Source organism: Microbacterium imperiale, assembly GCF_017876655.1.
Taxonomy (GTDB): domain Bacteria; phylum Actinomycetota; class Actinomycetes; order Actinomycetales; family Microbacteriaceae; genus Microbacterium; species Microbacterium imperiale.
Genome location: NZ_JAGIOK010000001.1, coordinates 2,188,555 through 2,202,267, shown reverse-complemented (window position 1 = coordinate 2,202,267; position 13,713 = coordinate 2,188,555). Strand labels below are relative to the sequence as shown.

General features: G+C 70.2%; 14 protein-coding genes. 4 read left to right on the top strand and 10 right to left on the bottom strand.

Annotated features, from left to right (window positions below; translation table 11 throughout):
* Positions 1–63: 63 nt before the first annotated feature.
* The 8 genes from JOF37_RS10800 to JOF37_RS15570 form a co-directional block, all read right to left on the bottom strand.
* Positions 64–1,458 (bottom strand): TrkH family potassium uptake protein, encoded by a 1,395-nt coding sequence (locus JOF37_RS10800; protein WP_210006814.1) that lies wholly within the window; start codon positions 1,456–1,458, stop codon positions 64–66.
* Between the two features lie 24 nt (positions 1,459–1,482).
* Complete coding sequence (locus JOF37_RS10795) at positions 1,483–1,824, bottom strand: cation:proton antiporter (protein WP_210006813.1); 342 nt, start codon at positions 1,822–1,824, stop codon at positions 1,483–1,485.
* The gene (locus JOF37_RS10790; protein ID WP_210006812.1) at positions 1,821–2,078 is read right to left on the bottom strand and encodes an MrpF/PhaF family protein; all 258 of its coding nucleotides are present in this window, start codon (positions 2,076–2,078) and stop codon (positions 1,821–1,823) included. The genes JOF37_RS10795 and JOF37_RS10790 overlap by 4 nt, the downstream gene beginning before the upstream one ends.
* Complete coding sequence (locus tag JOF37_RS10785; protein ID WP_210006811.1) at positions 2,075–2,437, bottom strand: Na+/H+ antiporter subunit E; 363 nt, start codon at positions 2,435–2,437, stop codon at positions 2,075–2,077. The genes JOF37_RS10790 and JOF37_RS10785 overlap by 4 nt, the downstream gene beginning before the upstream one ends.
* Positions 2,434–3,942 (bottom strand): monovalent cation/H+ antiporter subunit D family protein, encoded by a 1,509-nt coding sequence (locus JOF37_RS10780; protein WP_210006810.1) that lies wholly within the window; start codon positions 3,940–3,942, stop codon positions 2,434–2,436. The genes JOF37_RS10785 and JOF37_RS10780 overlap by 4 nt, the downstream gene beginning before the upstream one ends.
* Complete coding sequence (locus JOF37_RS10775) at positions 3,939–4,298, bottom strand: sodium:proton antiporter (protein WP_210006809.1); 360 nt, start codon at positions 4,296–4,298, stop codon at positions 3,939–3,941. Before JOF37_RS10775 ends, JOF37_RS10780 begins: the two co-directional genes overlap by 4 nt.
* Entirely contained in the window at positions 4,295–7,084 is a 2,790-nt protein-coding gene (mbhE, locus tag JOF37_RS10770) for a hydrogen gas-evolving membrane-bound hydrogenase subunit E (protein WP_210006808.1), read from the bottom strand. Before mbhE ends, JOF37_RS10775 begins: the two co-directional genes overlap by 4 nt.
* Positions 7,085–7,320: 236 nt before the next feature.
* The gene (locus tag JOF37_RS15570) at positions 7,321–7,848 is read right to left on the bottom strand and encodes a MarR family winged helix-turn-helix transcriptional regulator (RefSeq protein ID WP_245338147.1); all 528 of its coding nucleotides are present in this window, start codon (positions 7,846–7,848) and stop codon (positions 7,321–7,323) included.
* Between the two features lie 110 nt (positions 7,849–7,958).
* On the opposite strand from JOF37_RS15570, the gene JOF37_RS10760 reads away from it, so the two are divergent.
* Positions 7,959–8,579, top strand: coding sequence for a winged helix DNA-binding protein (locus JOF37_RS10760; RefSeq protein WP_210006807.1), 621 nt, complete (start codon positions 7,959–7,961; stop codon positions 8,577–8,579).
* A 57-nt stretch (positions 8,580–8,636) separates the two neighbouring features.
* Here JOF37_RS10760 and dcd read toward each other — a convergent pair whose 3' ends face one another.
* Together dcd and JOF37_RS10750 are read right to left on the bottom strand one after the other, a co-directional pair.
* Positions 8,637–9,242, bottom strand: a complete 606-nt coding sequence (gene dcd / locus JOF37_RS10755; RefSeq protein ID WP_210006806.1) for a dCTP deaminase — start codon at positions 9,240–9,242, stop codon at positions 8,637–8,639.
* Between the two features lie 9 nt (positions 9,243–9,251).
* Entirely contained in the window at positions 9,252–10,274 is a 1,023-nt protein-coding gene (locus JOF37_RS10750) for a LacI family DNA-binding transcriptional regulator (protein ID WP_210006805.1), read from the bottom strand.
* A 191-nt stretch (positions 10,275–10,465) separates the two neighbouring features.
* Between JOF37_RS10750 and JOF37_RS10745 the strand changes: the two genes are divergently transcribed.
* From JOF37_RS10745 to JOF37_RS10735, 3 genes are read left to right on the top strand one after another with little or no spacing between them, the layout of a single operon-like run.
* The gene (locus tag JOF37_RS10745; protein ID WP_245338146.1) at positions 10,466–11,770 is read left to right on the top strand and encodes an ABC transporter substrate-binding protein; all 1,305 of its coding nucleotides are present in this window, start codon (positions 10,466–10,468) and stop codon (positions 11,768–11,770) included.
* Between the two features lie 8 nt (positions 11,771–11,778).
* Positions 11,779–12,798: a carbohydrate ABC transporter permease gene (locus JOF37_RS10740; protein WP_210006804.1), complete on the top strand. Its 1,020-nt coding sequence runs from the start codon at positions 11,779–11,781 to the stop codon at positions 12,796–12,798.
* On the top strand, positions 12,795–13,691 hold the full coding sequence (locus JOF37_RS10735) for a carbohydrate ABC transporter permease (RefSeq protein ID WP_210006803.1): 897 nt from the start codon (positions 12,795–12,797) through the stop codon (positions 13,689–13,691). Before JOF37_RS10740 ends, JOF37_RS10735 begins: the two co-directional genes overlap by 4 nt.
* Positions 13,692–13,713 lie beyond the last annotated feature (22 nt).

Below are 13,713 nucleotides of genomic sequence, written 5' to 3'. Positions count from 1 at the left end.
TTCGCGCTCGGACCTGATCACCCTATGCCACACCGTCTCGCGGCTTGGCAGGGCCCTGGCGTGTCACCCGACGATCGGCCGCTCCTCGGGAAGCTGGAACCGGATGTTGCGTCGCCGTACCGACAGCGAGGTGGCCAGCGCGATCGGCCCGACCCGGCCAACGAGCATCAGCGCCGAGAGGACGTACATGCCGAACGGCCCCAGTTCGGCCGACAACCCCACCGAGAGCCCGCAGGTCGCGAACGCACTGATGACCTCGAACAGGATGCGGTCCAGGGGCGCGTCGCTGACGAGGGTGATGAGTCCCGCGCCGCCGAGCACGAGCGTGGCACCGAGGAACGTGACGGAGATCGCGACGCGAAGCACGCCGGTCGCGATCGTGCGGCCGGCCGCGGTGACGTGGGGCACACCGCGGGCCTCGGCGACGATCGCGAGGAAGAGCACGGCGAGTGTGGTGACCTTGATGCCGCCGGCCGTCGACACCGATCCGCCGCCGACGAACATGAGGGCGTCGGTCAGCAGCAAGGTGGTGGACGTGGAATCGGCGGGGTCGATCATCGCGAAGCCGCCGGACCGCATCATCGCCGAGGCGAACAGGGCGTTGCCCACGCGCTCCGCGACGGGCAGGTCGCCGATCGTCGCCCGATTGCCCCATTCGGTCACCGCCCATCCCGCGGCGCCGACGACGAACAGGATGCCGGTCGTGATGAGCGTCAGCTTGGTGTGCAGCGTCCATCGCTTGCGCGTCCATCGCGCGTGCAGCAGATTCAGGTAGACGGGGAACCCCAGACTCCCGATGAGCACCGCGACGGTGAGCGGGATCAGGATGCCGGGGTGATGACCGAAGGCGGCGACGCCGCCGGCATGCACGCTGAAGCCCGCGTTGTTGAACGCCGACACCGCGTAGAAAACGCTCGACCAAGCACCCCGCGCCCACCCCTCCGCCGTGATGAATGAGGGGGCCAGAGCGATGGCGATGGCGCCCTCGATCACGAACGTCGTCACGACGACGATGCGCAGCAGGTCCTTGACCTCGCCGAGTTGCGGCGCGCCGATCGCCTGCTGGGCGAAGAGCCTGCTGCCCAGTCCGAGCCGCCGAGTGACCGCACGGGCCAACAGCAGCGCGACCGTCACGATGCCGAGCCCCCCGGTCTGGATCGCCAAGAGGATGACGACCTTGCCGTACGCCGACCAGTGCTCCGCGGTGTCGACGCTCGTCAGTCCGGTGACGGTGATCGCCGAGACCGCGGTGAAGACGGCATCGGCCCACGGCGTCGCCCGACCGTCGGCGGCCGCCGCGGGAAGACGCAGCAGCAGCGTGAAGCCGAGCCCTGCGACGACGAAGATCGCGATCGCGGCCCGGGCGGGCGACCGCCGGGTGAGATCTCCCACCCACCCGGCACCACGCCGCAGGACACGTGTCGCCGGGTTGATCGCGACGGCACCGGTGCCGGTCATCACCCTTCGCACCCGTGCCGGGCGTCAGAGGTCATCGTCGTCGGCCGGATCGAGCGCGGCCGCGTCGGTTCCCGGGCTGAAGGCGTGGCCGGAGTTCACGGCCGCCCGGGCGATCACGATCGCCGCGACCGCCGACGTGATCAGCTGCAGCGCGACCGCCAGGACCACCTTCACGATGTTGTCGACCGTCGGCAGCTGCATCACCGCGCCCACCGTGATGAAGGTCACGCCGAGGCCCGCGGCCGTCGCGACGGCGGAGATACCCGCGTAGGGGTCGCGGAAGCGGCGCAGACCGATCGCCGCGACGACGAGCACGAGCGCGCCGATGACGGCGAGCACCTGCCCGATGATCTCGAGGACGATCATCGCCGTCCCCCTGTCAGTGCACGGGCGAGCGAGATCGCCGCGAGGAACGCGACGAGGGTGGCGACCAGAACGAGGTCGAAGGTGCCGTCGCGGGCGAGGCGCACACCGACGACCGCGACGAGGCCGACCAGGCTGAAGGTGAGCAGGTCGGCGGCGATCACCCGATCCGCGGGGGTCGGCCCGCGCACGATGTGCACGACGGAGGCGATCATCGCGACCGCGCACGCGGCCGCGGCGATGTCGAGCAGGTTCATGCGTCTCCTCTCAGCCGGACCGCCCGCGTCATGCGTCGGTCCATGTCGCTCAGGGCGGCCAGGGCCGCACCGCTGTCCGGGTGGTAGAGCGTGTGCACCAGCAGGGTCCGGCCGCTGCGTTCGCTCTCGACCACGCCGAGCACGAGCGTGCCGGGGGTCAAGGTGATCAGCACGCTGATCGCGGTGACGTGCGCGTCGCCGGCCGACCCGAGCGGCAGACGCACCACGCGCGGTGTGGCAGCCAGTCCCGGGCTGAGGATGTCGCCGATCACGGAGACGGACGACGTCAGGAGCTGACCGGCGAACCACAGCGTGAACCACGCAGCGCGCAGCGGGAGCGAGATGATGCGGCCGATCACGGGAGCACCGCCCTGACGTAGCCGGACGTGTCGAGCAGGCCGGCGGCGGCGACCTCGGCCAACGCGAACAGTCCCTGAGCGCCGAAGCCGAGGGCCACCGTGACACCGGCGAGCACGAGAGCAGGAGCGGCCAGACTCGTCCGCGTCGCCGCACGTTCCCGCACGGCCACCGCGGCCGTTCCGGACGGCTGCGGATCCAGACCGGTCACCGTGGGGGCGAACACCGCGTTGAAGATCTTCAGCATCGACAGCAGTGTGATGAGGCTGACGGCGATCGCGACCACCGCCGCGGCGATCTCGCCCGCGTCGATGGCGGCCATCAGCAAGGTCAGCTTGGCGAAGAACCCGGAGAAGGGCGGGATGCCGGCCAGCGAGAGCGCCGCCACGCCGAACGCCACCATCAGCACCGGCTCGCGCCCGATCCGGCCACGGAGCTCATCGAGACGGTCCGTGCCGAAGCGCGTTTCGATCGCGCCCGCCGAGAGGAACAGCGACGCCTTCACGATCATGTGGTGCAGCAGGTAGAAGATGCCCGCCGCCAGTCCGAGCGGCGTGAACAGCGCCACGCCCAGCAGGATGTAGCCGATCTGGCTCACCATGTGGAAGGCCAGGACCGACCGCATCCGGCTCTCCCCCACCGCACCCAGCACGCCGACCGCCATGGTGGCACTGAAGGCGACGATCCCGATCCACAGGTACGTCCGGTCGCCCTCGAAGCCGACGGCATAGATCCGGTAGATCGCGTAGATGGCCACCTTCGTGTGCAGGCCCGAGAACAGGGCCGTGATCGCGGGGGATGTCGAGGGATACGCCCGGGCCAGCCAGCCGTGGACGGGAACGACGGCCGCCTTCATCGCGAGCGCGAAGAGGCACACGCCCAGCGCCGCGGCGACGAGTCCCGACTCCTGCGCGGCGCCCGCCAGCTCGGCGAGGTTGACCGTGCCGGCGACTCCGTAGACCAGCGCCACTCCGGCGAGGAAGACCGTCGAGACGAACAGGTTGAAGGTGACGTAGAGCCGCGATCCGGTGACGGATTCGACCGTGCCGCGCCCCTGCCGCGCCAGCACGAGCAAGCCGTACGAGGGCAGCAGCATGACCTCGATGAAGACGAACAGGTTGAACAGATCGGCCGTGAGCAGGGCACCGTTCACCCCCGCGGTCAGGACCAGCACGAGAGCGGCGAACAACCGGTGCCGACCGGTGTCGGCGATGATCGCGAAGACCACGCACACGAGGGTCAGCGCGCCGGCCACGGTGAGCATGAGGGCGGAGAGGGCGTCGGCCACGAAAGGGATGGCGATGCCGTTGGGCCAGCCGCCGACGCCGTGCGCGAGCACGCTGCCGTCGGCCGTCGCGACCACCAGCGCCACCGCGGCGACGATGTTCCCGGTCAGCACCGTCAGCAGCAGGACGCGGGACCACGGTCGGTCACGGCGCGCGAAGGCCGCGACCCCGGCGGCCAGCAGCGGTATCGCGACGATGAGGGGCAGGAGCGATGCGTTCATGACTCCCCTCCCCCCACGCGCTGCCGCGACCGGGTCGGAGAGGGGGCACCCTCCGGCTCCGCGTCCTCGGACGGATCGCCCGTCACCGCGAGCACCAGGAGATAGATCGTGATGGCGAAAGCGATGACGATCGCCGTCAGCACGAACGCCTGGGGCAGCGGGTCGGCGGTGGTCGAAGGGTCGAGTGAACCGCCCAACGGCTCGGCGCGCGAGTCGATGCCGCCGGCGCTGAACAGGAGCAGGTTCACCGCGTGCGAGAGCAGGACGAAGCCGAGGATGACGCGCAGCCGGTCCTTCTGCATCAGCAGATACACCGCCCCGGCCACGAGCACGCCGATGGTGAGAGCGAGGATCATCGTGCGCTCCTTTCTGGAGAGCGGGTATGACGCCGGCGTTCGCGCCGCGCGGGCTCGTCCGAGGGCGACAGGCCGAGACGGTTGATGGCGGCGAGGATGACGCCGAAAACGGCGAGGTACACGCCGAGGTCGAACACGAGCGCCGTCGTGGTGTGCACGGCGCCGATGTCGATGTGCAGCGGACGCAGGAACGAGCCGTCGAGAAGACCCAGCAGCCCGGTGCCCACGGCCACCACGATGCCGGCGCCCGCGATCGCCAGATACGAGCGCTCGATACGGGGGATCTCGTCGCTCGGCGCCGCGAGATAGATCAGGGCGATGGCTGCCGCCCCGATGAGCGCGGCGATGAAGCCTCCGCCGGGATCGTTGTGCCCGCGCAGCAGCGCGTACGCCGATCCGACGACCATGACCGGGGCGATGAGGCGGCCGGCCGTGCGGAGGATCACGGCGTTGGCCCGCGCACTGGCGAGCGTGCGCGAGGCGGGACGCGGAACCGAGCGGTCCACCGCCTGCCGCGCGTCCAGCAGGACCGTGATCGACACCGCGGCGATGGCCAGCACGACCAGCTCGCCCAGGGTGTCGAGGGCTCGGAAGTCGACCAGGATCGTGTTGACGATGTTGGTTCCGCCTGTCAGCGACTCGGCTTCGCGGAGGAAGAACGCAGCGACGTCGGAGATCTCGCGATGACCGGTGAAGACGAGGGTCGCGAGGGTCGCGGCGCAGCCGGCCGCGACTGCGGCGATCACCGCGCCGGCGCGCCGAGCCGGACGTACTCTCGGGAATCGACGAGGCATGCGCCGCAGCACCAGGACCATCACGACAACGGTGAGGATCTCGACGAGCAGCTGCGTCACGGCGACATCCGAGGCGCCCAGCACGAGGAACCACAGCACGACCGCGAAGCCGGCGACACCGACCGCGATGATGGCGGTCAGCCGGCGGGTGGCCACGGCGACGGCGATCACGCCGCACGCCACGAGCAGCAGAAGCAGGAAGTCGAGGATCAGGAAGGGCTCGTCGTAGCGGGGCCATCCGCGCCACAGCGTCGGCAGACCGACGGCGGTGACGCCGATGAGTGCGACCGGCACGACGAGATTCGTCGCCGGAGCGTCCGATCGCGTGAGGTCGCCGACGCGCCGACCGGCGGCGATGATGCCCTCCTGTGCGCGCTGCACCGCGATGACGCCCGAGAACCGTGCGGCCCGCGCGGCGGGGGTGAACCCTCGCGTGCGGATGCCGACGGCGGTTCCGATGAGGATCGCCGTGACCGACAGGATCAGAGCGGCGTTGACGCCGTGCCACAGGTAGATCCCCGAGACGCCCGACGCGGGCACTGCGGCGGCGACCGCCGCAGCCGGGACCACGAGCGGATCCAGGACCGGGGCCGCGAGACCGCCGAAGAGGCCGACGAGTGCGGGAACGGCGACGGCCATCGACATGGTCCGCGTGGTCCGCCAGGGCGCGACACCCTCGGGCACTCGGGCGTCGGCGGCGCGGCGGCCCGGCAGCAGGGGCAGGATCATCCGCACGCTGTATGCGACGGTCAAGACGGCTCCTGCGGTCGCGGTCAGCGCCAGCATCCACGACACCGCAGCCGGGCCCGCCGTGAGGAACGAGTCGAGCAGCAGTTCCTTGCTGATGAACCCGAGCAGCGGCGGGACCCCCGCCATGCTCACCGCCGCGAGGATGAGCATCGCCGCATCCCAGCGCAGTGCCGGCCACGAGCCACGCAGCTCGGAGAGGAGCCTGGTGCCGGTCCGCTTCTCGAGCAGACCCACGCCCATGAACGCGGCGGACTTGAACAGCGCGTGGGCAACGACGTGCGTGCTCGCCGCGAGCATCGCGGTCGGGGTGCCCACGCCGATGACGGCGACGAGGAGGCCAAGCTGACTGATCGTCGAATATGCCAGCAGCTCTTTCATGTCGCCGCGGCGCAGGGCGAAGAACGCCCCCATGACGGCGGTCCACAGGCCGACCGCGATCAGCAGCGGACTCCAGAGCGGCGAGTGGGATGCCGCGGGCGCGAAGAGCAGGAGCAGGTAGATACCCGCCTTCACCATCGCCGCGGCGTGCAGGTAGGCGCTCACGGGCGCCGGGGCGACCATGGCGTCCGGGAGCCACGCGTGGAAGGGGAACTGAGCGGACTTGGTCATGGCGGCGACGGCAACGAGTGCCGCGACGATGCCCGCGAAAGCAGCATCCTGGCGCCAGGCCTCGTGAGCCAGCGCGGCCGTCAGGTCGGTCGTGCCCGTGTGGACCGCGACGGTCACCACCGCGGCGAGCAGCGCGAGTCCGCCCGCCGCCGTCACGAGAAGGGTGCGGGTGGCGGCGTCACGGGCCTGCGGACCGGACCGGAGGATGAGCAGATACGAGCAGAGTGTCGTGAGCTCCCACGCGACGAACAGGACGACGAGGTCGTCGGCGAGGACGAGCGTGAGCATCGCGGCGGCGAAAGCCGTCATCAGCCCGTAGAAGCCCGGCGAGCGCGGCTGCCGAAGGTACGAGCTCGAGTAGACGAGCACGACGGCGCCGATCCCGAGGACCACCACCGCGAAAAGCAGGGCCAGCCCGTCCAGGCGCAGGCGCAGCGCGATGTCGAGCGCGGGGATCCACGGGACCGACTCGCGCACTCCGGGTCCGCCGCTGCCGGCGGCGAGGACGATGCCGAGCACGGCGAGGAGCCCGCCAGCGAGTGGCCAGCCGGCGAAGCGCCCCGTGAGACGCACGATCAGCGGTGAGAGCGCGACGAGCAGCCAGCATGCAGCCACGGCCGCGACGAGGATCACGAGGAGTCCTCGGCCTCGGCAGGGACTCGCGCACGAGCGCAGGCGTGATGAGAAGTACGGGTGAGCACAGAGATCTCCGGGATGGGTCGGACGACAATGCCGACCAGACTTCCCGGCTCACCAGCTGACAGCGTACCGAGATCTTCCTGAGCATTCGCAAAACGACGGCGCGGCTTGACGCGACGCGAGGGGCGTGCATCGCACAGCTCGTCGAGCGCGTCGGCGCCGCGCGCCCGTCAGTCGCGGGGCCACGCGTCGGCGAGCTTGCCCAACAGGCGGGCCAACTCGGTGCGCTCGTCGTCGCTGAACGCCGAGAGCGCTCCGCCGAGCGCCGCGCGACGCTCTGTGCGCACACCCTGGGCGAACCGGCGACCGGCGTCGGTCAACGCGATCCGGGTACGCCTCGCGTCATCGGGATCGGCTTCGCGCCGCACCAGCTCGAGCTCGGCAGCCTGCTGCACCAGGCGCGACGCACGCGGCTGATCGACGCCGATCGCGTCGCCGATCTCGCCGACGCTGAGCGGACGGGTCGCCGCCTCGAGCGCCTCCAGCATGCGCAGTCGCGCGAGACCGGCCATCCGTCCCCCGCCCGCGCGCGGTCCATCCCAGGCGTCAGGTGCGTCGTGGGGTCGGTGTCCGTGACCGCCCGGCCCGTGCCGGTGTCCACGCCCGGGTCCTCCCGGCCCGCCGGGGCGGCGCAGCGCCCGCAAGCGGGCGAGGGCGTCGGCGATGGCGTCGATCTCGGTGTCGTCTGGGGCGGGCATGACTCGAGGATACATGTCGCTTGACATGCATTTCCCTCCATGTCATAGTGCATATGCATGCAAAAGGACATACATCGGGTCGGATCGACCGGCCCACGGAAGGAAACACCATGACCACCGAACAGACCACACAGGATGCCGCCACCCGTCACCGCACGCTCGCCTTCTGGGCCCGCGCCGCCGGTTCGGCCCTCGCGGCGGAGCTCGACCGCGCGCTGGCCCCGGAAGGACTCGATCGCCGCGACTGGGCCGTGCTCAACGTCGTCGCGGGCAGGCTCGACGCCCCCGCTCTCGCCGAGCGGGTGCAGCAGGGCGGCAAGCGGGTCCGCTCCCTCGCCGCTCGCGGCTGGGTCGAGGAGGCCGACGGCCAGTGGCGCATCAGCGACCGGGGGCGCGCGGAGCGCGAGCGCATCCAAGCCCTCGTCGACGGCGTGCACGGCCGCGTGAGCGACGCCGTCCCCGAGGCGGATCTCGCCGCGACCCTCGCGACGCTGCAGACGATCGCCCGCGAGCTCGGGTGGGACGAGTCGGCGCCTCGCCGCTTCGGACCGCGCGGACACCGGGGCTTCGGAGCCGCACCCCGCGGCCGCTGCGGCAGCCACCGCGGCGGGGAAGCGCATCACGAGATGCACGGCGAGCACCCGCACCACCGGGGAGAGCACCACCGGGGAGAGCGCGCCTTCGAGCGCGGTTTCACCGCCGGCTTCCGCGCCGGTCGCGACGCCGCCTGATCGCACCATCGAGCCCTCGGCCCGCGGCATCCGCCGTCGGTCGGGGGCCTCGGCGTCTCAGGCGCCGCGCGAACCCGCGTCGATGGTGCCGACGTCGGTGCGGTGGAAGTTCTGGAACGACCGGGATGCCGTCGGCCCCCGCTGCCCCTGGTAGCGATTGCCGTACGGGCCCGAGCCGTACGGGTTCTCGCTGGCCGAGGTCAGCTGGAAGAAGCAGAGCTGGCCGATCTTCATGCCCGGCCACAGCTTGATCGGCAGGGTCGCGACGTTCGCGAGCTCGAGGGTCACGTGCCCCGAGAATCCGGGGTCGATGAACCCGGCCGTGGAGTGGGTGATGAGGCCGAGGCGCCCGAGGGACGACTTGCCCTCGAGGCGTGCGGCGACGTCGTCCGCCAGGCGCACCTGCTCGAACGTCGATCCCAGAGCGAACTCACCGGGGTGCAGGATGAACGGCTCATCCGGGTCGACCTCGATCAGCCGCGTCAGCTCGGGCTGGTCCTGCGCCGGGTCGATGAAGGGGTACTTGTGGTTGTCGAACAGCCGGAAGTACCGGTCCAAGCGCACGTCGACGCTCGAGGGCTGCACCATCGAGGGGTCCCACGGGTCGAGACCGATGCGTCCCTGATCGATTCCGGCACGGATGTCGCGATCACTCAGCAGCACGCTGACAGCCTAGGCCCGTGCCGCCTCGGACCCGGGACGCGGCGGCGCGGTCGTCTGCCGCAGGACGAGCTTGGTCGGCAGCCGAACGTGGGTCGTCGCGGGCGTCTCACCCCGCATGAGCGTCAGCAGCAGCTCGACGGCGGCGGCGCCGAGGCGGCCCATCGGCTGGCGCACCGTGGTCAGAGCGGTCGGCAACCGGGTGGCCTCGGGGATGTCGTCGAATCCGACGATCGACAGGTCGCCCGGAACCGCGAGGCCGAGCTCCGCCGCGACCTGCGCGATGGCGATCGCCGACACGTCGTTCGCCGCGAACACGGCCGTCGGACGATCCGGCGCCGAGAGCATGTCGATCGCGACCTCGCGCACGGTCGCCTCGCGATAGCGGCCGGCACCGACGAACCTCGGATCGAACGGGATGCCGGCATCGGCGAGGGCCCGGCGGTAGCCGGCATCCCGCGCGATCGATGAGCGCAGATCGGCCCGACCGGCGATGTAGCCGATGCGCGTGTGCCCGAGCGCGACGAGATAGGCGGTCGCCTCGCGCGCGCCGCCGTAGCTGTCGCTCTCGACGGTCGGGACGTCCGCGGGCCCCGTATGCGGGTCGATCGCGACGAGCGGGACGTCGGCACCGGCCTTCACGACCGTCGGGGTCACCATGATGGCGCCGTCGATGAGTGTGCCGCTCAGGCGAGACAGCGACCGGCGCTCCCACCCCTCCTCGTCTCCCCGCGAGCCGGAATACGCGAGCAGGTCGTAGCTGGTGTCGCGCAGCGCATCGCCGACGCCCTTGAGGATCTCGGCGCTGAACGGCTCGAAGTCGGCGACGAGAACGCCGATGACCCCGGTCGAGCGCGACCGCATGCTGCTCGCGATGAGACTCGACTCGTAGCCGAGGTCTGCGACGGCGGCCATGACGACGTCCACGGTCGCGGTCGCGACGCCGTATCGCCCGTTCACCGCTTTCGACACGGTCGAGACCGAGACGCCGGCGCGCGCGGCGACGTCGTGGATGGTCGGCCGGTTCCGCGTCATGGTCGCATGCTAATGCCAATGGAAACCGTTTTCGAAAACGTTTGACACCTCTTTGTTGTCGGCCGAAACTTTCGGTGTCCGACAGCACCAGCGAGTCCGACGACACCGAGCACCGTCGCTCCGTGATCCCGATCACCCGCGCGGCCGTGTTCACCGGCAGATGTCCACTCAACGAAGAGAGAAGGAATCACATGGCACGCATGACCACGGTCGGCCGCAAGGCCGCCGTCACGGCGGGGATCCTGGCGGTGGGCGCCCTGGCCCTCACCTCCTGCAGCAGCGGCGGCGACGGCGGCAGCGCCGACGGCACCGTCGAGATGACCCTCTGGCAGAACTCGACGACCGGCCCCGGCCAGGAGTTCTGGAAGGACGCGATCGCGGCGTTCGAGGCCGAGAACGAGAACGTCAAGATCACGATGCAGTCCGTGCAGAACGAGGACATGGACGGCAAGCTCCAGACCGCGCTGAACGCCGGCGACCCGCCCGACATCTTCCTGCAGCGCGGCGGCGGCAAGATGGCGGCGATGGTGCAGGCCGGCCAGCTGATGGATCTCACCGACCTGATCGGCGACACCGCCAAGGAGGAGATCTCCGAGGGATCCTTCAAGGCCGAGACCTACCAGGACAAGGTGTGGGCGATGCCGCTCGCGGTGCTCCCCAGCGGGTTCTGGTACAGCTCCGACCTGTTCACGCAGGCCGGCATCACCGAGACCCCCACGACCATCGAGGACCTCGAGGCCGCGGTCGGTCAGCTCAAGGACGCGGGCATCGCCCCCATCGCGCTCGGCGCGAAGGATGCCTGGCCCGCGGCGCACTGGTTCTACAACTTCGCGCTGCGCGAGTGCAGCGCCGAGACCATCGAGGCGACCGGCGACTCGAAGGACTTCAGCGACGAGTGCTGGCTGAAGTCCGCCGAAGACCTCGCCGACTTCGCCGAGTCGCAGCCGTTCAACGAGGGCTTCCTCACCACCTCGGCGCAGCAGGGTGCCGGCAGCAGCGCCGGCCTCATCGCCAACCACCAGGCGGGCATGGAGCTCATGGGCGCCTGGAACCCGGGTGTCATCGCGTCGCTGACGCCCGACGAGCAGCCGCTGCCCGACCTCGCCTGGTTCCCGTTCCCCGAGCTGTCGGGCGGTGCGGGTGAGCCCGGTTCGATCATGGGCGGCGTCGACGGCTACTCCTGCTCGGCGAAGGCCCCGAAGGAGTGCGCCGACTTCCTCAACTTCCTCGCCACCTCCGAGCAGCAGGAGGCGTACTACAAGGCGTTCAACGCGCCGCCGGTGAACTCGGTCGCTCAGGGCGCCGTCGAGGAGGAGTACCTGCAGGACGTCCTCGCGGCCTACAACAAGGCGCCGTTCGTGTCGCAGTGGCTCGACACCGTGCTGGGCCAGAACGTCGGCAACGCGCTGAACGTCGCGGTGGTCGACCTGCTCGCGGGCAAGAGCTCGCCCGAGCAGATGATCCAGTCGGTCTCCGACGCCGCGAAGAAGGGCTGACCGAAACCATGTCGATCAGCGAGACAGCCGTGGCGGACACCGCCACCGGTTCGGATCTCGCGGCCCGGGAGGGCGGGGGCGTCACCACGACGCCCCCGCCCTCCCGGCGCCGCCGAGGCCTGGGCTGGTCGGGACGCCTCGAGGTCGCGGTGCTCGTCGGCCCCGCGCTGGTGATGTTCGTCGGGTTCGTCATCTTCCCCGTCGTCATGGCGGCCTACTACGGGTTCTTCCGGTGGCAGGGCTACGGCCCGCCCACCGAATTCGTCGGTCTGCAGAACTACATCACGATCCTCACCGACCCGACCTTCGTCGAGGCGCTCAGCCACAACGCCGTCATCGTGATCGCCTCGCTCGTGCTGCAGGGCCCGGTCGCGGTGCTCCTGGCGCTTCTGCTAAACCGCCGCATGCGCGGTCAGTCGCTGATCCGGGTGCTCATCTTCGTCCCCTACGTCATCGCCGAGGTCGTCGTCGGCACCGGCTTCGGCCTCATGCTGCAGACGCAGGGCGCGCTCAACGGCGCTCTCGAGCAGCTGGGTCTGGGCGCCCTCACCCGCGACTGGATCGCCGACCCGTCCATCGCGATCTGGACCCTCATGGGCATCCTCACGTGGAAGTACGTCGGCTTCGCCGTCATCCTCTTCCTCGCCGGCCTGCAGGGCATCCCCGAGGAGCTCTACGAAGCGGCCGCCCTCGACGGCGCCGGGTACTGGCAGACGCACTGGCGCATCACCCTGCCGCTGCTCGCACCCACCCTGCGCATCTGGGCGTTCCTGTCGATCATCGGCGCGCTGCAGCTGTTCGACCTCGTGTACATCATCTGGGGCCAGTACGTCGCCTCGACGGCCGGCACCTCGACGATGGCCACCTACATGGTCGTCAACGGCCGCAACGCCGGCAGCTACGGATACGGCAACGCCGTCGCCGTCGTGATCTTCCTCATCTCGCTCGTCGTCGCCATCGTGTACCAGCGCTACGTGCTGCGCCGCGACACGGCGGGGGCCATCACCGAAGGGAAGCAGGAACGATGACCGCTCTGACCTCCCCCGCCACCCGCGCGATCGTCGCACCCGCACCGACCGGTCGTCGCGGCCGCCGCAAGGAGCGCCTGCCCTGGGGCAGCCCCCTGGTCTACTTCGTCGCCCTCGTGACGATCGCACTCATGCTCGCGCCGGTGCTGTACATCATCATCGGTGGCTTCCGCAGCAACGCGCAGATCACGGTCGACCCCGCCGGCTGGCCGGCACCGTGGAACATCGAGAACTACCTCGCGGTCCTCACCGGGTCGCAGTTCTGGCAGCAGGTGCTCAACTCCACCATCGCCGCCCTCTCGACCACGGCCGGAGCGGTCGTCCTGGGCCTCATGGCCAGCTACGTCATCGCCCGCTACCGGTTCCGCGGACGCGGTGTGCTGTACGCGGTGTTCGCGTCGGGCCTGATGTTCCCCATCACCGTCGCGATCACGCCTCTCTACATCGTCATCCGCGACCTCGGTCTGATGAACTCGCTCGCGGGCGTCATCCTGCCGCAGATCGCGTTCGCACTGCCGATGACCATCATCATCCTGGTGCCGTTCCTGCGCGCCATCCCGGACGAGATCCAAGAGGCGGCGTTCATCGACGGATGCGGCCGGCTGTCGTTCTTCTGGCGGATGGTGCTGCCCCTGTCGATCCCGGGCGTCATCACCGTCGGCATCCTGGCGTTCATCGCGAGCTGGAACAGCTACCTGCTGCCCCTGTTCATCCTCAACAACGAGGCGACGTTCACGCTGCCCCTCGGCGTGCAGGCCTTCTCGTCGCAGTACTCCGTCGACACCGCGAAGGTCCTCGCCTTCACCTCGCTGTCGATGCTCCCCGCCCTGGCGTTCTTCAGCCTGTTCGAGCGCCGCATCGTCGGCGGTCTCACCGGCGCCGTCAAGGGCTGATCCCCCACCACAGAAAGCACGG